A 21,439-nucleotide genomic window follows, 5' to 3' on the forward strand; every position below is an offset into this window, starting at 1 on the left:
TGAAGAAGGGCCCCTTCATCGACGGCCACCTCCAGAAGAAGGTGGACGACGCCAATGCCAAGGGTTCCAAGAACGTCATCAGGACCTGGTCACGCCGGTCGGTCATCGCGCCGGACTTCCTGGGTCACACCTTCGCCGTGCACAACGGCAAGACCCACATCCCGGTCTTCGTGACCGAGTCGATGGTCGGCCACAAGCTCGGCGAGTTCGCCCCGACCCGCACCTTCAAGGGTCACATCAAGGACGACAAGAAGGGCCGTCGTCGATGAGCACGGAGAACACCATGGAGTCCAAGGCGGTCGCCCGCCACGCGCGGGTCACCCCGCAGAAGGCCCGCCGCGTCGTGGACCTGATCCGCGGCAAGCAGGCGGACGCTGCCGTCGCTACGCTGCGCTTTGCCCCGCAGGGCGCCAGCGAGACGGTGCTGAAGGTGCTGCAGAGCGCCATCGCCAACGCCCGTGTCAAGGCCGATGCCGCCTCGGTGGCCTTCGATGAGCGCGACCTGATCGTCAGCGCCGCGTTTGTCGACGAGGGCCCGACGATGAAGCGATTCCGCCCGCGTGCCCAGGGCCGCGCCGGTCGCATCAACAAGCGCACGAGCCACATCACCGTCTTCGTGGCCCCCAAGACCACCACCTCGCAGACGGCCGGAAAGGCAGGAGCCCGCTAATGGGTCAGAAAGTCAACCCGCACGGCTTCCGTCTGGGCATCACCACCGATCACAAGAGCCGCTGGTTCGCCGACTCCACCAAGGAGGGTCAGCGCTACCGCGACTATGTCAAGGAAGACGTGGCGATCCGTCGCCTCATGGCCAAGGGCATGGAGCGCGCCGGCATCTCCCGCGTGGAGATCGAGCGCACCCGTGACCGCGTCCGCGTCGACATCCACACCGCCCGCCCGGGCATCGTCATCGGCCGCCGCGGCGCCGAGGCCGACCGCATCCGCGGTGAGTTGGAGAAGCTGACCGGCAAGCAGGTACAGCTGAACATCCTCGAGGTCAAGAACCCCGAGATCGATGCGCAGCTGGTCGCCCAGGGCATTGCCGAGCAGCTCTCGGCCCGTGTGACCTTCCGTCGCGCGATGCGCAAGGGCATGCAGTCGGCCCTGCGCGCCGGCGCCAAGGGCATCCGGATCCAGTGCTCCGGCCGACTCGGCGGCGCCGAGATGTCCCGCTCGGAGTTCTACCGCGAAGGCCGTGTGCCCCTGCACACCCTGCGCGCGAACATCGACTACGGCTTCTTCGAGGCCAAGACCACCTTCGGCCGGATCGGTGTGAAGGTGTGGATCTACAAGGGGGACATGACGGAGAAGGAATTCGCCGCCGCCCAGGTCGGCGCCCCGCGCCCGCCGCGTGGCCCCCGTCGTGACCGCGACGACCGCCCCGCTCGGGCCCGTCGCGACAGCACCACCGACACCACCGAGGCGAGCGCACCTGCCGCCGAGGCCGTTACCGAGGGAGTGTGATGATCCGATGCTGATCCCGCGTCGCGTCAAGCACCGCAAGCAGCACCACCCCGGGCGCTCCGGTATGTCCAAGGGCGGCAACGTCCTCGCTTTCGGTGAGTACGGCATCCAGGCTCTCGAGCCGGCCTACGTCACCAACCGGCAGATCGAGTCCGCACGTATCGCCATGACCCGCTACATCAAGCGTGGCGGCAAGGTGTGGATCAATATCTACCCGGACCGTCCGCTGACCAAGAAGCCGGCCGAGACCCGGATGGGTTCCGGTAAGGGGTCCCCCGAGTGGTGGGTGGCCAACATCAAGCCCGGCCGCATCATGTTCGAACTCTCCGGCGTGCCCGAGGAGACAGCGCGCGAGGCCATGCGCCTCGCCATGCACAAGCTGCCGATGAAGTGCCGCTTCGTCCAGCGTGAAGGTGGTGACATCTGATGGCAGTCGGGAGCAAGGACCTGACGTCCAAGGAACTGCGTGGCCTCGATGAGGACCGTCTCGTCGAAGAGCTGCGCAAGGCCAAGGAGGAGTTGTTCAACCTCCGGTTCCAGTCGGCCACCGGCCAACTGGAGAGTCACGGCCGCCTGCGCGCGGTCCGCAAGGACATCGCCCGGATCTACACCGAAATGCGTGAGCGCGAGCTCGGCATCGGCGGCACGGAGGCCTGAGCATGAGCGAGAACACTGTGGAAGAGAAGGCCAGCGTGGAGCGCAACGACCGCAAGACCCGTCAGGGCTATGTCGTCAGCGACAAGATGGACAAGACCGTCGTCGTCGAGGTCGAGGACCGCGTCAAGCACGCGCTCTACGGCAAGGTCATGCGCAAGAGCCACAAGGTCAAGGCGCACGACGAGCAGAACGCCGCCGGCATCGGTGACCGCGTCCTGATCATGGAGACCCGTCCGCTCAGTGCCACCAAGCACTGGCGCGTCGTGGAGATTTTGGAGAAGGCCAAGTGATCCAGCAGGAGTCACGCCTCAAGGTCGCCGACAACACCGGCGCCAAGGAGATCCTCTGCATCCGGGTGCTCGGTGGCTCCGGCCGCCGGTATGCCGGCATCGGCGACGTCATCGTCGCCGCCGTCAAGGACGCGATCCCCGGCGGCAATGTCAAGAAGGGTGACGTCGTCAAGGCCGTCATCGTTCGCACCACCAAGGAGCGTCGTCGTCCCGACGGCAGCTACATCCGCTTCGACGAGAACGCGGCCGTCATCCTCAAGAACGATGGCGACCCGCGCGGCACGCGCATCTTCGGCCCGGTCGGCCGCGAGCTGCGCGAGAAGCGCTTCATGAAGATCATCTCGCTGGCACCGGAGGTGCTCTGACCATGGCCAAGATGAAGATCAAGAAGGGCGACACCGTCCAGGTCCTCACGGGCAAGGACAAAGGCAAGCAGGGCAAGGTCATCGCCGTCAACACCGAGACCGAGCGGGTCACGGTCGAGGGCGTCGGCCAGATCACCCGCCACGTCAAGCCGGGTCCCCGTGGCACCGGTGGCCTCGTGGTCCAGGAGTCCCCGATCCACGTCTCCAATGTGGCGATCATCGACCCCGCTGACAAGAAGCCGACCCGGGTCCGCACCCGCGTCGAGCAGGTGGAGCGCGACGGTCGCACCAAGACCACCCGCGTGCGCGTCGCCGCTCGCTCCGGGAAGGACATCTGATGAGTGACACCGCAACCAAGCCGCGCTTGAAGACGCGCTATGCCGACGAGGTCCGCTCGGCGCTGACCGAGCAGTTCGCCTATGACAACGTCATGCAGGTCCCGGGCGTCGTCAAGGTCGTCGTCAACATGGGTGTCGGCGATGCCGCCAAGGACAGCAAGCTGATCGAGGGCGCGATCCGCGATCTCGCCGCGATCACCGGCCAGAAGCCGCAGGTCACCAAGGCACGCAAGTCGATCGCCCAGTTCAAGCTCCGCGAAGGTATGCCGATCGGCGCCCACGCGACGCTGCGCGGCGACCGCATGTGGGAGTTCCTCGACCGCCTGGTCACCGTGGCGCTGCCGCGTATCCGCGACTTCCGTGGGCTCTCGCCCAAGCAGTTCGACGGCCGCGGCAACTACACCTTCGGCCTGACCGAGCAGTCGATGTTCCACGAGATCGACCAGGACCGCATCGACCGCGTCCGCGGCATGGACATCACGGTCGTGACGACCGCGACGAACGACGACGAGGGACGCGCGCTGCTCAAGGCGCTCGGCTTCCCCTTCAAGGAGAACTGACATGGCCAAGACCGCCCTGAAGAACAAGGCCGCCAAGGCTCCGAAGTTCAAGGTCCGTGGCTACACCCGCTGCCAGCGCTGCGGGCGTCCGCACTCGGTCTACCGCAAGTTCGGCCTGTGCCGGATCTGCCTGCGCGAGATGGCCCACCGCGGCGAGCTCCCGGGCGTCACCAAGTCCTCCTGGTGAGTCACGCAACCGCGTGACTACACCGCATACCGAAATCATCCACATCCACACCGAAGGTCCGAAAGGAAACCGCGGTGAGAGAGGGCACGCTCGCCCATGACCATGACTGACCCGATTGCGGACATGTTGACCCGCGTCCGGAACGCCAACTCGGCGCACCACGACGAGGTCTCCATGCCGTTCTCGAACCTCAAGTCGCACATTGCCGAGATCCTTCAGGCGGAGGGCTATATCGCCTCCTGGAAGGTCGAGGACGCCGAGGTCGGCAAGACCTTGACGATCAACCTCAAGTACGGCCCCAACCGGGAGCGCTCGATCGCCGGCATCCGCCGCGTCAGCAAGCCTGGCCTGCGGGTCTACGCGAAGTCGACCAACCTGCCCAAGGTTTTGGGTGGTCTCGGGATCGCGATCATTTCCACGTCGTCCGGCCTGCTCACTGACAAGCAGGCGGCCAGCAAGGGTGTGGGTGGGGAAGTCCTCGCCTACATCTGGTAAGGAGCATTCGGATGTCTCGAATCGGACGTCTCCCGGTCACGGTCCCCGCTGGGGTCACCGTCGCGATCGACGGTCAGACCGTCACCGTCAAGGGCCCCAAGGGCGAGCTGTCCCACGTCGTCGCCGAGCCGATCACGATCGCGCAGGGCGAGAGCGGCGTCGAGGTCTCCCGGCCCGACGACGAGCGCCTCTCGCGCTCGCTGCACGGCCTGACCCGCACCCTCATCAACAACATGGTCCTCGGGGTCACCGACGGCTATGAGAAGAAGATGGAGATCTACGGCACCGGTTACCGCGTCATGGCGCGCGGTTCCAACCTCGAGTTCTCACTCGGGTACAGCCACTCGATCACCGTCGAGCCGCCGGCCGGCATCACCTTCGCCGTCGAGAACCAGACCCGGTTCTCGGTGCAGGGGATCGACAAGCAGTTGGTCGGCGAGACTGCCGCCAACATCCGCAAGCTGCGCAAGCCCGACCCGTACAAGGGCAAGGGCGTTCGTTACGCCGGCGAGCAGATCCGCCGCAAGGTCGGAAAGGCTGGAAAGAAGTAGTCATGGCAATGATCATCAAGCGCGGCAAGAGCAAGGCCGCCGCCCGTGGCCGTCGCCACGACCGCGTCCGCAAGCACGTCAGTGGCACCAGCGCGCGTCCGCGCCTGGTCGTCACGCGCAGCGCCCGCCACGTCTTCGTCCAGGTCGTCGACGACACCGTCGGCAAGACGCTGGCCAGCGCCTCCACCATGGAAGCCAACCTGCGCAGCTTCGAGGGCGACAAGAGCGCCAAGGCCAGATCGGTCGGCAAACTGCTCGCGGAGCGGGCCAAGGCGGCCGGCGTCGAGGCGGTCGTCTTCGACCGCGGTGGCAACAAGTACCACGGTCGCGTCGCCGCCATCGCCGATGGCGCCCGCGAGGGAGGTCTCGAACTGTGACCTCGCTGCAGCAGACCGCAACTCTCGAGATGAGGAACATCTGATGCCCGGACCCCAGCGTCGAGGCACCGGCGGCGCCGACCGCGGCGGCGACCGGACCAACGAACGCGGCGAGCGTCGCGGCAGCCGTGACGGTGGCCGCGACAACCGCCGCGAAGCCCCCGAGAAGAGCCAGTATCTCGAGCGCGTGGTGACCATCAACCGCGTTGCCAAGGTCGTCAAGGGTGGGCGTCGCTTCAGCTTCACCGCCCTCGTCGTCGTCGGCGACGGTGACGGCACTGTCGGCGTCGGCTACGGCAAGGCCCGTGAGGTCCCCGCCGCGATCGCTAAGGGCGTCGAAGAGGCCAAGAAGGCCTTTTTCAAGGTCCCGCGGATCCAGGGCACCATCCCGCATCCCGTCCAGGGTGAGGCCGCCGCCGGCGTCGTCATGCTGCGCCCGGCCGCTCCCGGTACCGGTGTCATCGCCGGTGGCCCGGTGCGCGCCGTGCTCGAGTGCGCCGGCATCCACGACGTTCTCTCCAAGAGCCTCGGCTCGGACAACTCCATCAACATCGTCCACGCGACGGTCGCGGCCCTCAAGGGCCTCGAGCGTCCCGAAGAGGTCGCGGCCCGCCGCGGCCTGCCCCTGGATGAGGTCGCCCCGGCCGCCATGCTGCGGGCCCAGGCCGCTGGGGCTGGTGTCTGATGGCACGCCTTAAGGTGACCCAGCTCAAGGGCATCGTCGGCGAGAAGCACAGCGCGCGGGAGACCCTGCGCACCCTGGGCCTCAAGCGCATCGGCGATGTCGTCGTCAAGGAGGACCGCCCCGAGATCCGGGGTATGGTCCGGACGGTCCGCCACCTGGTGGCCGTCGAGGAGGTCGAGTGAGTATGGCGGACAACGCCAAGAAGAGTGCCGGCGCGGCGTCGACGCACGCGCTGAAGGTCCACCACCTGCGTCCGGCTCCCGGAGCCAAGACCGCCAAGACCCGCGTGGGTCGCGGTGAGGGCTCCAAGGGCAAGACCGCGGGCCGTGGCACCAAGGGCACCAAGGCCCGCTACCAGGTTTCGCCGGCCTTCGAGGGTGGGTCCACGCCCATCCACATGCGGCTGCCGAAGCTGCGCGGCTTCAAGAATCCCTTCCGCACGACCTACCAGGTCGTCAACCTCGACAAGATCTCGGCGCTCTACCCCTCGGGTGGCGCGGTGACGGTCGAGGACCTGGTCGCCAAGGGCGCGGTGCGCTCCGGCGAACTGGTCAAGGTGCTCGGCACCGGCGAGATCACCGTCGCGGTCCACGTGACCGCCGACGCGTTCTCGGCGAGCGCCAAGGACAAGATCGAGGCCGCCGGCGGATCGGTCGCCTCGGCCTGACCGGCCACAGTGGCCGCACGACGCATGACGCACGTATGCCGTGAGGCGAGCTCCCCCGGGAACTCACCTCACGGCATACGGCGTTGAGCCACCAGCCAGGGTTCGGTCCGCGTGTCCGCCCGGGGTATCTTTCATCGGGCGCCCCGCCCACCGGATCGACCACAGACGCGGCCCCACCGGGCCGCACCAGAAGGGGACCACGACATTGCTAACGGCCTTCGGTCGCGCGTTCAAGACGCCTGACCTGCGCAAGAAGCTGCTGTTCACCCTCGCGATGATCGCGATCTACCGGCTCGGCGCCCACGTCCCGACGCCGGGGGTCAGCTACTCCCTGGTGCAGCAGTGCATCAAGAACTCGCCCACCAACTCCGGCTTCCTCGGCCTGGCCAATCTCTTCAGCGGTGGAGCGCTGCTGCAGCTGTCGGTCTTCGCGCTCGGCATCATGCCGTATATCACCGCGAGCATCATCGTTCAGCTGCTCACCGTCGTCATCCCGCGGTTCGAGACCCTCAAGAAGGAGGGCCAGACCGGTCAGGCCAAGATGACGCAGTACACGCGCTATCTGACGATCGGGCTGGCCATCCTGCAAAGCGCCACCCTGGTGACGTTCGCGCAGAACCCGGGCACCTTGTGGCAGGGCTGCACCAACATCATGGTCGATGATTCGCTGTTCACCATCGCCTTGATGGTGCTGACGATGACGGCAGGCACGGGTCTGATCATGTGGCTCGGTGAGTTGATGACCGACAAGGGCATCGGCAACGGCATGTCCTTGTTGATCTTCACCTCGATCGCCTCGACCTTCCCCGGTGCGCTGTGGCTGATCAAGCAGCAGAAGGGCTGGTTCACCTTCCTGGCGATCGTCGCCATGGGCTTCGTGATCATCGCCTTGGTCGTCTTCGTCGAGCAGAGCACGCGGCGGATCCCGGTTCAGTACGCCAAGCGGATGGTCGGCCGGCAGATGTACGGCGGAACTTCGACCTATATCCCGATCAAGGTCAATATGGCCAACGTCATCCCGGTCATCTTCGCCAGCTCACTGCTCGCGCTGCCGATGATGGTGGCCCAGTTCAACCGCAACCCGACCGGCCGCAGCGCCGGCTGGGTGGAGTGGATCGACGGACATCTCGTGCGCGGCGATCACCCGATCTATATGGCGATCTACACACTTTTGATCCTCTTCTTCACCTTCTTCTACGTCTCGATTACCTTCAACCCGGAGGAGGTCGCCGACAACATGAAAAGGTATGGCGGCTTCATCCCAGGTATCCGCGCCGGGCGACCCACGGCCGAGTATCTCCAGTACGTCCTGACGCGGATCACCGTCGTCGGCGCCATCTACCTGGCGGCGGTGTCGTTGATCCCGTTGATCGCGGTGGCCGCCATCGGCGCCAACCAGAACTTCCCGTTCGGTGGCACCTCGATCATCATCATCGTCGGCGTCGGTCTCGAGACCGTCAAGCAGATCGAGGCGCAGTTGCATCAGCGCCACTACGAGGGCTTCCTGCGCTGACCCGCCCCCAGTCGGAAAGAGTGACCACCCAATGATGCGTTTGATCATCTTCGGCCCCCCCGGTGCGGGCAAGGGGACCCAGGCGAGCCGGATCGCCGAGCACTACGGGATCCCGGCGATCTCGACCGGCGACATCTTCCGCGCCAACATCAAGAACGAGACCCCGCTGGGCCTGCAGGTCAAGTCGATCCTGGCCGCGGGCGGGTATGTCAGCGACGACATCACCAATGCGATCGTCGCCGACCGCCTCGCCGAGGCGGACTGCGTGCCCGGGTTCCTCCTGGACGGTTACCCGCGCACCTCCGATCAGGTGGTCGCGCTCGACACCGTGCTGGCCGAGCACGACGGCGAACTCGACGCGGTCCTGGAGTTGACCGTTGACGAGGACGAGGTTGTGGGCCGGCTGCTTCGGCGGGCGGAGATCGAGGGCCGCGCCGACGACACCGAAGAGGTGATCCGCGAGCGGATGGCGATCTACCACGCCCAGACCGCGCCGCTCGCGACGCTCTACGCCGAGCGGGGCTTGCTGGTGCAGGTCGATGGTCTGGGCGAGGTCGACGAGGTCAGCGACCGGATCTTCGCCGCGCTGGACGTCAAGCAGCACTGACGATGTTCGGCCGGGAGCGACTGGAGACCAAGAGCCTGGATCAGGTGCGAGCGATGCGTCCTGCTGGGCTGCTCGTCGGGCAGTGCCTGGAGATGCTCGGCGCCTCAGTTCGCGGCGGCATGACGACCGGTGATCTCGACGCGCTGGCCGAGGGTTTCATTCGCGACCACGGTGGGCGGCCGTCCTTCGCCGAGGTCCCGGGGTATCGGCATACGTTGTGCACGTCGGTGAACGAGGAGATCGTCCACGGGATCCCGGGGGAGCGGGTACTGTGCGACGGCGATCTGCTCTCCGTGGACTGCGGCGCCATCGTGGACGGCTGGCACGGGGACGCGGCGATTTCGCTGATCGTCGGCGGGCGGGCGGCCGGCGCGCCCGCGGACCTGGCGTTGATGGACGCGACCGAGGCATCGCTCTGGGCCGGGATCGCGGCGCTGAAAGTCGGGCGCGATCTATTTGCGGTCGGCGCAGCCGTCGAACGCTCGATCCTGGAGACCGGAAAACGCGACGGTCGCGCCTACGGCATCGTCGAGGACTACGTCGGTCACGGCATCGGCCGCGAGATGCACATGTCGCCGAATGTGCCCAACTATGCCGTCGCCGGACGCGGCCCGACCATCAAGTCGGCCTGCACGGTGGCCATCGAGCCGATGGTGACATTGGGGGACCAGGCCAACGAGGTGTTGGCCGACCAGTGGACCGTCGTCACGCTGGACCGCTCGCGAGCGAGCCATTGGGAGCACACTGTGGCCTGCCATGCGGGCGGCATCTGGGTGCTCACTGCCATCGACGGTGGAGCCGGGCGGTTGGGCACGGCATACGCCCCGTTGTCATGAGGCCACGCACCTAGGACACCCCCCGAAGTTTTTCGCTCCTTCGGCCCACGCAGAGCGTGGGACCCAGCTCCAATACTTCGCGGGGACCCCGTCCGTCCGTGGTTTCGTAACACGACCGAGGACACGCCGGGCGGCAAACCGCGCGCCCGGCGTATCGCCGGCGTTCGAGTGATCTCGTTCCGGATCAGGCCGAGCGGGGACCGCTCACCGCACTGATCGGACGCCACACGGACGATCCATAGAAGAGCACCTTGCCGGTGGACTTGGTGCGGTAGACGCCGTGGCTGAAGCCGACGTATGCCGTGCCCCAGACGGCGATGACGTCGTACCGGGTGCCCTGGGCGGGGGTGCCGACATTGACCCAACGGGTGCCCATCTTCTTCTGGACGGTGACCTTCATCTGCAGGGCCGCCACGGCCGACGTGCAATCGATCCGGCCGTCGCCTTTGATCAACCCGCCGCTGAGATAAGGCGCTCCGGCCTTGATCCTGCAGGTAACGGGCGCCGCGCCGGTGCTGGCGCCCGCGGGTTCGGCGCTAGCGGCGGTGCTTGCGCCGAGCACGAGCCCGCCGGCCGCAACTGCCGTGGTGAGGGAGCGTAGGACGTTCATGATTTTCCTCTCTGACGCCCCTCGATCCGGCAGTAGGCCGATATCTTCGATGAGCGCAATGTGAAGCGTCCTCCCTTCCACTTAGGCGCGCCACCAGAATGCGGAAATTCAGCAAAATTTTACGATTGACTCGACTCAGTGTGCCCGCCACGGCCCCGGCTCGGTGAGGGACCTGCGCGTCACGACGAACGAGATCTGCGGGTCCCGATGGGATCGCCTGGCGGGCGATCACCTGGCTGGACTGCCGGGGTAGGTAAATTCGGCGACCGGTCAGTGCCGAGCGCTGCGTAGGCACCGCCGAGGGGTGCGCAGGAGCGCGGGCCGCGGTGCGTAAAGAGGCGCACAGGGGTTGAGGCCGGTCGTCGTTCGCGGGTTGTGTTGCTGCATGACCACCGCATCCATCTCCGGCAGTTACATCGTCGGCACCGGCTACGCGCGCGGTGTCGAATACGACCGCCTCGAGCGCCAAGCCGCTCTGAGCTGTCCGCGCGAGTTCGAGGCGATGTTTGCCCACGGCTTGCGTCACGGCGGCATCGTGCTCGACCTGGGCAGTGGCAATGGCGCGGTCACCCGACGATTGCGCGCGGCTCTGCCCGACTCCGTTGTCTACGGCAGCGATGTCGACCACGAGTTGCTCGCGAGCGTCGAACCGCCCGTCCTGCCCATCGTCGACGGACGAATCCCATTGGCGGACAACAGTGTCGACGATGTCGTCATGCGCTTCGTCGCGCAGCACTTGACCCAGCGCGTCCGCGCCGAGGTCTTCGCCGAGATTCGGCGCGTCCTGGTCCCCGGTGGGCGGCTGCACGTCATCGACGTGGACGACAGCGATGCCGGCACCAGCAGTGGCAAAGTCGTCCGTGGCCTCGTCGCCATCTTCAGCGAATTGCGTACGCTCCAGGCCGCCGACGGCGGAGATCGCTATGTCGTGAAAAAGATCCCGGCCGAGTTGGTCGAGGCCGGCTTCACGCAGGTCGATCCCGTCACCTCGGCGGTCACCACCGACGATCACCCGATCAGCGCCTTCGCCGTCCACATGGGTCCGGACCGTTATGTCCCCCTTGTCTCATCCGGGGCGCTGACCATCGAACAACTCGCCGTCGTCGGGTGGTCCTGGGAGAACTTCCTGCGCGACCCCGATGCCTTCATCTCGATCAATGTCCACACCGTGCATGCGGTGTCTCCCTGATCCGTCCGACCCTGTCACCAAAGGAGCCTTGCAAATGAACCCCAACCTGAAGACCTTCCTCGCCATCTTCTGCTTCATCTGGGGCGTTGTCGGCATCGTCCTGGCCGTCGCCAACCTCCAGAGCACGCCCGCCGACTCCACCAAGGCGGTCTTGTTCGGCGCGGTGGGCATGGTCGGCTTCGTCAGCGGCTGGTTGCTCATGCGCCGCCCCGCCTACTGACGGCTCGCACGAAAACCCTTACCCCACAACGACCTGACGACACAAGACAAAGGAAAAGGTGTGAGCGCGCTACGTTTCCGCGAGAGCCTGCGGGTGGAAGTTGTCGATGACAAGCTGCTCTTCCTGCTCAATGACGAGCAGGCCAGCATCGTCGAGAATCCCGACACGGCCCGGGTTGCCAAGCTGATCGACGGCCGACGCTCGATGTCCGACATCATGTCGGCGCTCGCGCCCAGCATGTCGCCGGATCGGATCCTTCTGGAGCTGGCCAAACTGCAAAAGGCCGGCCACGTGCTGCCGGTTGCGGCGGATGCCGGGCCGGCGCGGGCCTATGTCGAGAGCTTCGGTAAGCGTGCCGACGCCTTCCACGGTCGGACGCAGGCATACGACGTGGCCGTCATGGACCTGACCGAGTTCGCCATGGCCGATGCGCTCGGTGCCGCCCTCGCGAGCTATCGACAGGTCGCGGTCCGGCCGGCGGCCACGGTCTTCGATGCCGCTGCGGCGGACGTGGTCGTGGTCGCCGTCAGGGACTACCTCCAGGCGCCGCTGCGGGAGATCAACAAGCACTTCAAGTCAGAGGGTGTGCAGTGGATTCTCGTCAAGCCGGCCGGCCGGGAAGTGTGGGTCGGCCCCCGCTTCATCGCGGGGGAGACCGGGTGCTGGGAGTCGGTCGAGGACCGCATTGCGGCCAACCGGCAAGTGGAACGCTATTTGGCGGGCAAGTCGGGTGCGTCCTATCCGGCGGTCCAGCCAGCGGGCCTCGCACCGGGTGCCGTGGGCATCGCAGCCGGCATCGTCGCCAACGAAATCATTGCTCTCGCAGCGGGTTTGCCCGGTGAGCTCGCGGGCGCGATGCGCTCGCTCGATGTCAAGACGTATGAGACGCGTAGCCACACCCTGGTCAACCAGCCACAGTTCTCCGTGGAGGATGCCAGCAGCCTGCGGCGGACCAGCGAGGTCCAGCTCACCGACGCGCCCGCACAACACCTTGAGGACGGCGGCTACCGGGTCTGCACGCCCAAGGAGACCTACGACCGCCTCGAGCACCACATCAGCCACATCCTCGGCGCGGTCTCGCGCTTGACGCCGCTGGACGTCGATGAGGAGGGCATCACCTACTCCTTCGCTGCGGGGCACAACTTCGGGATGATGGGCGACAATATGGACCTGCTGCGCAACAACATGCGCGGCCAGTCCGGTGGCAAGGGTCGCACCGAGATCCAGGCCAAGGTCTCGGGGATCTGCGAGGCGCTGGAGCGCTACTCGGGCGTGTGGAGCCCGGACGTCCCCGAGATCCTCTCCACGTGGAACGCCCTCGACCAGCGCGCCCTGCACCCGGCCGACTACCTGCGGTTCTCCGATCACCAGTACGCGATTCGTGAGACCTGGAACGCCGATCCGCGCAACCGCCTGCAGAAGATCCCGCATCGCTTCGATCAGGATCGTCCGGTCCACTTCACGCCGGCGCGTTCCTTGACGACGGGCGAAGAAGTTCTGGTCCCGTCGGCGATGATCTGGTTCGGACATCCGGACCTGCGCCAGAGCGACCACATCTTCACGATGACCGACTCGAATGGTGGCGCTGCTGGCAACACCATGGACGAGGCTGTCCTGCAAGGACTTTGCGAAGTCTACGAGCGCGATGCGGTTGCCTTGTGGTGGTTCAACCGGATCGCCCGCCCGGGCATCGACCTGGACTCGGTCAGCGACCCGTATGTGGGATTGATGCGCGACTTCTACGCGAGCATGGACCGCAACCTGTGGGTGATCGATCTCTCCAACGACCTGGGCGTCTCGACCTTCGCTGCCTTTAGCCGACGCGACCACGACGTCGAAGACATCATGGTCGGTTTTGGCGCGCACCCCGACCCGCACATCGCCTTCTTCCGTGCGCTGACCGAACTCAACCAGTTCCTGCCCTTCGTGCGGCGACGGGATGCCGAAGGCAACACGATCTATCAGGTCGATGATGCGGCGACCTTGGAGTGGTGCAAGACGCGGACGTGTGCGTCGGAGCCGTGGATCCTCCCCGACCCGAACACTGCGTTGCGCACCCTGGAGGAGATGGAGCGCGAGATTCCCGCGACTTTGGGGGGCATCGTGCAGTACTGCGTCGACGACCTCGCCGCAGCCGGGATGGAGACGATCGTCGTCAACCAGTCGCGTGCGGACATCGACCTCGCGGTCGCGAAGGTGTTCGTCCCGGGCATGCGTCACTTCTGGCGGCGCACGGGCCCGGGCCGGATCTACGACATTCCCGTCCAGCTCGGATGGCGCGCCGACGCCATTGCCGAGTCGGATGTCAATCCCATCGGCGTCTTCTTCTAGGAACCAAAGGGGGTCCGGTCCCATGCTCGAAACACTCACTGTCACAACCGTTCTCGCAATCCGAGCGAGCGTCGCACTCGAGAGCACCGACGGCGGGCTGATGGTCCGCGGCACCAGCTGGCAACAGCGGGTCGAGGTCCCTGACCCGGCAGTGGTCCGGGCAATCCTCGACCTCGTGGACGGACCGGCCGCTGCCGAGGAGGTCGTGCGCCGAGCGATGATCGCGTCGGGTCAGCTGGCGGCCGCGGTTGTCGCCCAACGCGCCATCAAACGACTTCAGCAACTCGGAGTCTTTGAGCACGTGCTCTTCGAGCCCGGCGGCGACCCGATCGCGACGCTGACGACCGAGGGGGCCCAGCCGGTCGCCCTATTGCCGCTGCCGGCCGACGTCGTGACCCGCGGCCTGAGCCCGCACGCCGTGGCGACCGTCTCGGCCGGTGGGGTCGTCGTCCAGTCTGGCGCCTCGCACTTGCAGGTGATCCTCCGTCCGGACCTCTATGCAACGCTGGCCACCGGGGATCTGACCCGGTTGCCGGAGCCCGTGCTCGCCATGTTGTGCACCGCACGGCTGCTGCTCACTCAGGAGGAGCAGAGTTCGCGGCGCGTTCGCCAATGGCACGCCGCCGATCTGTGGTTTCACCGGCGGAACAACGAATCCCGTGGCGCCGACGGCTACGGAGGCACCTACCACCTTGCCGCCGACTTCGACCCCTTGCCGTATGCCCGCCCGGTGCCGGATGGGGTCAGCCCGGTCGACCTGCCGGTCCCGGACTTGGCGACCGCACGGCATACGGACCCGCCGCTGGCGGACGTCATGGAGCGGCGGCGAAGCCGTCGTGTTTTCCAGGGTGGCGCGACGACGCTCGACCAGCTGGGGGCGCTGCTCTACCGCTCTCTGCGCGTTCGCCAGGTGCACCCGGACGACCACGGCCTCGATGTGGTCGACCGTCCCTACCCGAGCGGCGGATCCGTGCACGAGATCGAGACCTATGTGGTCGCCAACGACATCGCGGGGTTGGCACCCGGGGTGTATCGCTATGCGCCGGAACGTCATCAACTCGATCCGGTCACCAGTGACCCGGTCATCCGGGCCCGGGTCAACGCCGATGTCCAGATGACCACACGGGGCGCGATCCCCCCGCCGTTCGCCCTGATCTTCGCGGCGCGGTTCGGGCGGCTGATGTGGAAGTACCAGGGCATGCCCTACTCCTTGCTGACCAAGCACGTCGGTGTCGTCTACCAGACGATCTACCTCAATGCCGAGCCGCTCGGGCTGGGTGTGTGCGGCATCGGCGGGACCTCGCTCGGGCTCTTCGCGGCGGCCACCGGCGCCGACCCCCTCGAGGAGGGGGCGGTGGGCATGATGGTCCTCGGCTCCTTCGACCCCGCCGAAGCCGACCCTTGGGGCCGGCCATGAAGTTCCGGTTCAAGGCGCTGGAGCGGCAGCGTCACCCCGACCAACTCGACTCCCCGTTGCTGCTGGCGACTCCGCGCGGCTGGGTTGCCGTCTTCACCGTCCTGATCACCACGGTGATGATCGGTCTCTGGGGCTTCCTCGGATCGATTCCCCGCTATGCCTCGGCCTCGGGCCTGATCACCTTCCCCGGCGGAGTGACGACGGTCGAGGCGGCGGTGGCGGGCTCGCTGACCGGTCTGCCGATCCGGTCCGGCGACACTGTTGCCGTCGGCGACTCCATCGGCACCATCCGTAGCTCGGGTGGCATCGTCGCCGTCTCGGCACCGGTGAGTGGCCGAGTGGTCGCCGTGAACGCCGGCGTCGGCGCCTATGTGTCACCCGGCGACGACCTGATCCAGATCGAGCAGAGCGTGGACGCGGCCCTCGGCGCGACCCTGCTCGTGGGCGGGGACATGGTGCCCTTCGTACACCCGCAGCAAGAAGTGACGCTGGAGTTGCCCGGGGTGAACCCGCGGATCTTCGGCCGTCTCAAGGGCGTCGTCGTGTCGGTGAGCCAGTTCCCAGCGAGCGCGCAGCAGGTCGCCCAGGTCACGGGAGACTCCGCCCAACACCTCGAAGCCAACACCCACCTGGTGACGGTGCGACTGCTCGATGACCCGCAGACCTTCTCGGGCTACCAGTGGACGAGTGTCTCGGGACCGCCCGTGCAGTTGCAGTCCCGGACTCCGGTCAGCGGTGAACTCTCACTCGGTGGCGTCAAGCCCGTCTCCATCCTGTTGGGAGTTTGATCATGCCCACCCGTTTGCGCTCGACGCCGCCGCGCGTGGAGCAGGAGTGCCGGGGCCTGGTCGGCCGGCGCGCCACGACGCGCCGCACCCCGACCGTCATCCAGATGGAGGCGGTCGAGTGTGGCGCGGCGTCGCTGAGCATCCTGCTCGCGCACTACGGACGGTTCGTCCCGCTGGAGGAGTTGCGGGTCGCGTGCGGGATCTCACGCGACGGTTCCACGGCCAAGAATGTGATGGACGCCGCCCGTCAGTACGGACTGGCGGGCAAGGGCCGGCGGATGGAGTTGCCGCCGTTGTTGGCACTCGATCATCCGGTGATCGTCTTCTGGGCCTTCCAGCATTTCATGGTCGTCAACGGCTTCGAGCGCCGTGGTGGCCAGACGATGGTCCTGCTGAACGACCCGGCGTCGGGTCCGCGCCGGATGCCGTTGACGGAGTTCGACCAGGGATTCACCGGGATCGTTCTCGACCTGGTCCCGGGGGATGACTTCATCACCGGTGGCGCCCCGCCGAAGGTTGTCTCCATGCTCCGGGAGCGGACGTCCAAGACCGGCCGTGGGCTGGCGCTCGCCCTGCTGGCCAGCATCGTGCTGGTGATTCCGGGGATCGTCTCGCCGATCTTTACGCAGTACTTCATCGATTCGGCGTATGGCAAGCCCGGTTGGCTCTCCGTGCTGCCTCTGATCGGCGGCCTGGCGGTCTGCGCGGCCGGGGTGCTGATCCTCACCAGCGTGCAGACCCACTACCTGAGACTGGTCGAGGCGCGCACCGCACTGGTCTCGAGCGGCCGCTTCCTCTATCGCCTGTTGCGCCTCCCGATCGGCTTCTATCTCCAGCGTCGTGCCGGTGAGCTCGGCCGCCGGCTGAGCAGCAACCGGCAAGTCGCCCAGACCGTCACCCGCGACCTGGTCGTGACGTGCGTCAACCTCCTGCTCATCGTCGTCTACGGTGCCGCGCTGCTGTTCCAGGACCTCCTGCTCGGCAGCCTCGCCATCGCCGTCGCCCTGATCAACCTCGCCGTGCTGCGCGCGGTGATGCGCCGGCGAATCGACAATGCCACCGCCCTGGAGGCGGAGGAGGGCCGGCTGGCGGTGGCCACGCTGCATACGATCTCGGCGATCGAGACCGTGAAGTCGTCAGGGACCGAGCACGCGTCCTTCGCGCGGTGGTCCGGGTCGCTGGCCAAGGCGATGACCGAAGGCCAGAAACTCGGTATGCCGACCGCCCTGATCACGGTGGTGCCGCCGATGCTCGCCACCGTCAACTCCGGCCTGGTCATGCTCGTCGGCGGCCTGCGTGTCACCGACGGGGCGATCACGGTCGGGGTGCTCTTCGCCTTCCAGGCGCTCCTGGCGACCTTCACCCGGCCGTTGACCCAGCTGACCAATCAGGCGGGCGCCCTGCAGGAGATGCAGGCGCAGCTACACCGGCTGCGGGACGCCGAACGCTATGAACTGGACCCGGCCTTCGCCCTCGAACCCGATGACACCGAGGGACACGTCCTGTCGGGCAGCCTGGAGTTCGCAAAGGTCGACTTCACCTTCGGACCGCTGCTCGCGCCGCTTGTCGTCGGTCTAGATCTGAGCCTCGAACCCGGAATGCGGGTGGCGCTGGTCGGAGCATCCGGGTCCGGCAAGTCCACGATCGCCAAGTTGGCGGCCGGCCTGCTGGAACCCTCGGACGGCCTGATCCTGTTCGACGGACTGCCGCGACATCGCTGGAGCAGGCAGTCGATGGCCCGCTCGGTCTCCTATGTCGACCAGACGACCACCCTGTTCGAGGGGACGGTCAGAGAGAACATCTGCTTCTGGGACAGCGAAGTCCGCGATGAGAGCGTGCTGCGGGCGCTTCGCGATGCCGAGGTCTTCGACGTGATCTCGCGGCGGGCCGGCGGCATCAACGCGGCCGTGGCCGAAGGAGGCACCAACTTCTCCGGTGGGCAGCGCCAGCGGCTGGAGTTGGCTCGCGCCCTGGTCAGCGATCCCACCCTGGTCGTTCTGGACGAGGCCACCAGCGCCTTGGACACCGCGACCGAACGCCGGGTTATGGACAACTTGCGCCGCCGCGGTTGCGCCTTGATGATCATCGCCCACCGCCTCTCGACCGTTCGCGACGCCGACGTCATCATGATCGTCGAGAACGGCCGGGTCGTCGAACAGGGCCGGCACGAGGACCTGATGCTCCTCGGCGGCGCCTATCACCAGCTCGTCCAGAGCGAGTCCGCGACCAAGACGGAGCAGAGCGCATGAACGCCGACGACGCCATCATCGCCGCCGATGATCGGACCGTGGCTTTCCCGGCGCCGACCGAGCCGGTGCTCTTCTCCGACCGCGACATGCACCTGGTGTTGACGGCCGACGACGTCTTGATCGTGGAGGCCGGGGCGGTTGACCTGTTCGCGGTTCAGGTGCGCGACGGGCACCCCGTCGGTCCCTGGCATGCCCTGGCCCGGTTGACACCTGGCGACGTCCTGGCCGGGCCGGTCGCCGGACCGCGCCACCGGGTCCTGTGCCGGCGGGTCGGCCAGGCACGGATGGCCACGATCCCGCTCACGCGGCTGCGTGCGCGTGTGCGGACGGCCCCGCCGCAGCAGCGGGAGGCCCTCGTCGAGGCCCTCGCGGAGGGGGTCGACGCCACCCTGCGCAAAATCGACAAAGGGGTCGGACGACCGCTTCCGCCAAGGGATTTCACCGTGCTACCGGCTGATGCCTCGTGCGAGTTCGGCGCTCACGAGGTGCTTCGCACGATCGACGCGCTCATCTGGGTCGATGTGATCTCCGGGCAGGTGCTGCAAGGTGCCGAGCAGGCACCCCACCAGCCGGGTGACAACTTCTGCCTCAATCGCCAAGACTGGTTGCGTCTGGACGAGCCCGCGGTGCTTCGCACCCGCACCACCCGCGATCTGATCGTCGGCGACCTGCTCTGGCATCGGCTGGTGGGGCACTGGTCGCGCTTCCTCTACCTTGTCGACCGCACCGTCGAACGCGACGCTGGTGTCGCCGAGGCGGCCGTCCGCTCGGCGGCCGAACGCGACCGGCTAGCACCCCTGCGCGTGCGCGAGGAGAATGATGCGCTCCTGGCCGCCGAGGAGCCGGACCACGCGGTCCGGCGGCTCGCCGGCGTCACCCCGGGGTTGGTCGATGCGACCGTTCAGGTGCTGCGCGAGATGCACGAGGATGCCACCGTCCCGGCGTCGATCGTCCACAGTCGGGGGATCGCCGACTACGAGGATCTCGGGTCTAGCGGCTGGGTCAGAACGCGCGCCATACGGCTCGAAGGCCGTTGGTGGACAACGGATATGGGTCCCCTCGTCGGATACTGGGGTCCCGATCACTTGCCCGTCGCCTATCTGTTCAAAGAAGGTGGGTATGTCGCCTTCGGCCGGTGGTTGGAACGCCCCGTCCGGGTGACGGGCGAGACGCACTTCTCGGCCGGCCGGCAGGTTTGGACGGTGTATCCGCGCCTGCCCGCGCAGGTCACCACGGTGCGGGGACTGCTGGCCTACGGGTTCGCTGGGTTGCGCAGCGAACTGTGGCTCTTCGGCGCCATGGCTGTCCTGATCGGCGTCATCGGATTGCTGACGCCGATCCTGGGCGGGAAGATCCTCGGCGAATATGTCGCCTCGGCCAACCGATCGATGATCATCCAGGGCGGAGTGGCCGTCATCGCCAGCGCGGGCATTGCCGCAGCCTTCTCCATCGTGCAGAACCTCACGGTGCTCCGTCTGCAGGGGTCCGTCATCGCCAAGACGCAGACGGGGGTCTGGGGACGTCTGCTGGATCTGCCGGTGACCTTCTTCCAGAAGCACTCGACCGGGCGATTGGGCACCATCGTGCTCAGCATGAAGTCGGCGCAGGAACTGTTGAGCGGCGTGGTTGTCGCCGGAACACTCGGCCTGGTCGTCGTGATCGCCAACCTTGGCGTCGTGTTCTTCTACAACGTCAAGCTGGCTCTGGTCGGTCTGGTCCTCGCGGCAGGAGCCCTGGCCTACTGCCTGATCAACGGCCGGCGGGTGTTGCTCATCGAGCGCGCGCGCTATGAGTCGGAGCAGAAGCTCACCGGCATGAGCTACGAAATCCTCAGTGCGATGACGAAAATCCGCGCAGCCGCTGCGGAAGAGCGCGCCTTCATGCGGTGGTCGGACCAGCAGCGCGTCGTGCAGGCGCAGGTGCTGGCCAGCCGCGCAGCACAGGACCGCGTCACCATCTTCAATGGTGTCTACCCGCTGCTGGCGCTCGCCGTCGTCTTCCTCGTGGCGAATCTGAGCCCGACTCCGATGGCGCTCCCGTCACTGCTGTCCTTCCTGACCGCCTTCACCTTGATGATCAACGCCCTGCTGATGTTCACCGGCAGCGTGCTGACCGCCGGCGCGATCGTGCCGATGGTCGAGTCCCTCGATCCGTTGCTCGGGGCGGAGCCGGAAGCCGGCATCGGCAAGGCTCATCCGGGGGAATTATCGGGCAATATCACGTTGCGCGGCGTGTCCTTCCGCTACGGCGAGGACGGCCCCTTGGTGCTGGACGACGTCTCGCTCGATGTGCAGCCCGGTGAGTTCGTCGCGATCGTCGGTCCCTCCGGGAGCGGGAAGTCGACGATCGTGCGGCTGATGCTCGGCTTTAGTCGACCGCATCAGGGCGCCGTCCTCTACGACGGCCAGGATCTGGGTGAACTCGACCTGCCCGCCGTGCGTGCGCAGTGTGGCGTCGTCCTGCAGTCCGGGGCGCTGATGCCCGGCGACATTCGCGCAAATATCTCCGGTGGCGGTCATTACACCGAGGACGAGATCTGGGAAGCCGCCGACATGGCCGGCCTCAGTGGCGTGATCAAGGCGATGCCGATGGGCCTGGCTACCGTCGTCAACGAGGCGGCGGCAAGTCTCTCGGGTGGTCAGATCCAACGCCTGATGATCGCCCGGGCGCTGGTCAACCGTCCGCGGTTCGTCATCTTCGACGAGGCGACGTCGGCGCTGGACAACCCGACCCAGCGGGTGGTCGCCGAGGCGACGCGCGCCTTGAATGCGACCCGCATCGTCGTTGCTCATCGCCTCTCCACCATCAGGGATGCGGACCGGATCTTCGTCATGGCCGGTGGCAGCATCGTGCAATGCGGCACCTATGAGGAGTTGATGGCGCAGCGGGACGGCGTCTTCGCCGAACTCGCGCGCCGGCAGGAAGCCGCCTGACTGATCCCGTCGACCCGACGGCCGCCCGGTGATCCCTCCACCCGGGCGGCCGTCCCATGTCCAGCGCCCGGCCCGTCGCAGCGATGTCGGCGCTGGCTCGAACGGCTACG

The 21,439-nt window shown here is 66.9% G+C and carries 26 protein-coding genes and 1 pseudogene; 26 read left to right on the forward strand and 1 reads right to left on the reverse strand.

What is annotated here, in order from left to right:
* From rpsS to map, 19 genes and pseudogenes are all read left to right on the forward strand, one after another.
* Positions 1–269: 30S ribosomal protein S19 (rpsS, locus tag PKH97_RS00990; RefSeq protein ID WP_324385529.1), on the forward strand; the 269-nt coding region annotated here is incomplete at its 5' end.
* Positions 270–283: 14 nt separating this feature from the next.
* The gene (gene rplV, locus PKH97_RS00995) at positions 284–670 is read left to right on the forward strand and encodes a 50S ribosomal protein L22 (RefSeq protein ID WP_324385565.1); all 387 of its coding nucleotides are present in this window, start codon (positions 284–286) and stop codon (positions 668–670) included.
* Positions 670–1,464, forward strand: coding sequence for a 30S ribosomal protein S3 (gene rpsC / locus PKH97_RS01000; RefSeq protein WP_324385530.1), 795 nt, complete (start codon positions 670–672; stop codon positions 1,462–1,464). The genes rplV and rpsC overlap by 1 nt, the downstream gene beginning before the upstream one ends.
* A 7-nt stretch (positions 1,465–1,471) precedes the next feature.
* Positions 1,472–1,891, forward strand: coding sequence for a 50S ribosomal protein L16 (gene rplP / locus PKH97_RS01005; RefSeq protein WP_324385531.1), 420 nt, complete (start codon positions 1,472–1,474; stop codon positions 1,889–1,891).
* Positions 1,891–2,103: pseudogene (gene rpmC / locus PKH97_RS01010) on the forward strand (50S ribosomal protein L29); the annotation flags it as partial. The gene rplP and the pseudogene rpmC, both read left to right, overlap by 1 nt.
* 20 nt (positions 2,104–2,123) lie before the next feature.
* On the forward strand, positions 2,124–2,411 hold the full coding sequence (gene rpsQ / locus PKH97_RS01015) for a 30S ribosomal protein S17 (protein WP_324385532.1): 288 nt from the start codon (positions 2,124–2,126) through the stop codon (positions 2,409–2,411).
* Positions 2,408–2,776 carry a 50S ribosomal protein L14 gene (gene rplN, locus PKH97_RS01020; RefSeq protein ID WP_324385533.1) on the forward strand — a complete coding sequence of 123 codons (369 nt, stop codon included), beginning with the start codon at positions 2,408–2,410 and terminating at the stop codon, positions 2,774–2,776. The genes rpsQ and rplN overlap by 4 nt, the downstream gene beginning before the upstream one ends.
* A 2-nt stretch (positions 2,777–2,778) precedes the next feature.
* Complete coding sequence (gene rplX / locus PKH97_RS01025) at positions 2,779–3,114, forward strand: 50S ribosomal protein L24 (protein WP_324385534.1); 336 nt, start codon at positions 2,779–2,781, stop codon at positions 3,112–3,114.
* Positions 3,114–3,674 (forward strand): 50S ribosomal protein L5, encoded by a 561-nt coding sequence (gene rplE / locus PKH97_RS01030; RefSeq protein ID WP_324385535.1) that lies wholly within the window; start codon positions 3,114–3,116, stop codon positions 3,672–3,674. The genes rplX and rplE overlap by 1 nt, the downstream gene beginning before the upstream one ends.
* A 1-nt stretch (position 3,675) precedes the next feature.
* On the forward strand, positions 3,676–3,861 hold the full coding sequence (locus PKH97_RS01035; RefSeq protein WP_324385536.1) for a type Z 30S ribosomal protein S14: 186 nt from the start codon (positions 3,676–3,678) through the stop codon (positions 3,859–3,861).
* A gap of 96 nt (positions 3,862–3,957) precedes the next feature.
* Positions 3,958–4,356: a 30S ribosomal protein S8 gene (gene rpsH, locus PKH97_RS01040; protein WP_324385537.1), complete on the forward strand. Its 399-nt coding sequence runs from the start codon at positions 3,958–3,960 to the stop codon at positions 4,354–4,356.
* An 11-nt stretch (positions 4,357–4,367) separates the two neighbouring features.
* Positions 4,368–4,907 (forward strand): 50S ribosomal protein L6, encoded by a 540-nt coding sequence (gene rplF, locus PKH97_RS01045; protein ID WP_324385538.1) that lies wholly within the window; start codon positions 4,368–4,370, stop codon positions 4,905–4,907.
* A gap of 2 nt (positions 4,908–4,909) precedes the next feature.
* Positions 4,910–5,284: a 50S ribosomal protein L18 gene (gene rplR / locus PKH97_RS01050; protein ID WP_324385539.1), complete on the forward strand. Its 375-nt coding sequence runs from the start codon at positions 4,910–4,912 to the stop codon at positions 5,282–5,284.
* A gap of 43 nt (positions 5,285–5,327) precedes the next feature.
* Positions 5,328–5,969 carry a 30S ribosomal protein S5 gene (rpsE, locus tag PKH97_RS01055; RefSeq protein WP_324385540.1) on the forward strand — a complete coding sequence of 214 codons (642 nt, stop codon included), beginning with the start codon at positions 5,328–5,330 and terminating at the stop codon, positions 5,967–5,969.
* Positions 5,969–6,151 carry a 50S ribosomal protein L30 gene (gene rpmD / locus PKH97_RS01060; protein WP_324385541.1) on the forward strand — a complete coding sequence of 61 codons (183 nt, stop codon included), beginning with the start codon at positions 5,969–5,971 and terminating at the stop codon, positions 6,149–6,151. The genes rpsE and rpmD overlap by 1 nt, the downstream gene beginning before the upstream one ends.
* A gap of 2 nt (positions 6,152–6,153) precedes the next feature.
* Entirely contained in the window at positions 6,154–6,636 is a 483-nt protein-coding gene (gene rplO / locus PKH97_RS01065) for a 50S ribosomal protein L15 (RefSeq protein ID WP_324385566.1), read from the forward strand.
* A 205-nt stretch (positions 6,637–6,841) separates the two neighbouring features.
* Positions 6,842–8,149, forward strand: a complete 1,308-nt coding sequence (gene secY / locus PKH97_RS01070; RefSeq protein WP_324385542.1) for a preprotein translocase subunit SecY — start codon at positions 6,842–6,844, stop codon at positions 8,147–8,149.
* Positions 8,150–8,183: 34 nt separating this feature from the next.
* Entirely contained in the window at positions 8,184–8,756 is a 573-nt protein-coding gene (locus tag PKH97_RS01075) for an adenylate kinase (RefSeq protein ID WP_324385567.1), read from the forward strand.
* Between the two features lie 2 nt (positions 8,757–8,758).
* Entirely contained in the window at positions 8,759–9,592 is an 834-nt protein-coding gene (map, locus tag PKH97_RS01080) for a type I methionyl aminopeptidase (RefSeq protein WP_324385543.1), read from the forward strand.
* Positions 9,593–9,776: 184 nt separating this feature from the next.
* Here the strand turns inward: map and PKH97_RS01085 are convergent, their stop codons facing one another.
* A complete protein-coding gene (locus PKH97_RS01085) occupies positions 9,777–10,202 on the reverse strand; it encodes a hypothetical protein (RefSeq protein WP_324385544.1) in 426 nt (141 codons plus the stop codon).
* Positions 10,203–10,587: 385 nt separating this feature from the next.
* Between PKH97_RS01085 and PKH97_RS01090 the strand changes: the two genes are divergently transcribed.
* From PKH97_RS01090 to PKH97_RS01120, 7 genes are read left to right on the forward strand one after another with little or no spacing between them, the layout of a single operon-like run.
* Positions 10,588–11,391 (forward strand): methyltransferase domain-containing protein, encoded by an 804-nt coding sequence (locus PKH97_RS01090; protein WP_324385545.1) that lies wholly within the window; start codon positions 10,588–10,590, stop codon positions 11,389–11,391.
* A gap of 34 nt (positions 11,392–11,425) precedes the next feature.
* Complete coding sequence (locus PKH97_RS01095) at positions 11,426–11,611, forward strand: hypothetical protein (RefSeq protein ID WP_324385546.1); 186 nt, start codon at positions 11,426–11,428, stop codon at positions 11,609–11,611.
* Positions 11,612–11,671: 60 nt separating this feature from the next.
* Positions 11,672–13,942 carry a TOMM precursor leader peptide-binding protein gene (locus tag PKH97_RS01100; RefSeq protein ID WP_324385547.1) on the forward strand — a complete coding sequence of 757 codons (2,271 nt, stop codon included), beginning with the start codon at positions 11,672–11,674 and terminating at the stop codon, positions 13,940–13,942.
* A 22-nt stretch (positions 13,943–13,964) separates the two neighbouring features.
* Positions 13,965–15,359, forward strand: a complete 1,395-nt coding sequence (locus PKH97_RS01105) for a SagB family peptide dehydrogenase (protein WP_324385548.1) — start codon at positions 13,965–13,967, stop codon at positions 15,357–15,359.
* The gene (locus tag PKH97_RS01110) at positions 15,356–16,147 is read left to right on the forward strand and encodes a biotin/lipoyl-binding protein (protein WP_324385549.1); all 792 of its coding nucleotides are present in this window, start codon (positions 15,356–15,358) and stop codon (positions 16,145–16,147) included. Before PKH97_RS01105 ends, PKH97_RS01110 begins: the two co-directional genes overlap by 4 nt.
* A 2-nt stretch (positions 16,148–16,149) precedes the next feature.
* Positions 16,150–18,396 (forward strand): NHLP family bacteriocin export ABC transporter peptidase/permease/ATPase subunit, encoded by a 2,247-nt coding sequence (locus PKH97_RS01115; protein WP_324385550.1) that lies wholly within the window; start codon positions 16,150–16,152, stop codon positions 18,394–18,396.
* The gene (locus PKH97_RS01120; RefSeq protein ID WP_324385551.1) at positions 18,393–21,329 is read left to right on the forward strand and encodes an ATP-binding cassette domain-containing protein; all 2,937 of its coding nucleotides are present in this window, start codon (positions 18,393–18,395) and stop codon (positions 21,327–21,329) included. Before PKH97_RS01115 ends, PKH97_RS01120 begins: the two co-directional genes overlap by 4 nt.
* Positions 21,330–21,439 lie beyond the last annotated feature (110 nt).

Source organism: Nostocoides sp. (assembly GCF_035343835.1).
Taxonomy (GTDB): Bacteria; Actinomycetota; Actinomycetes; order Actinomycetales; family Dermatophilaceae; genus Nostocoides_A; species Nostocoides_A vanveenii.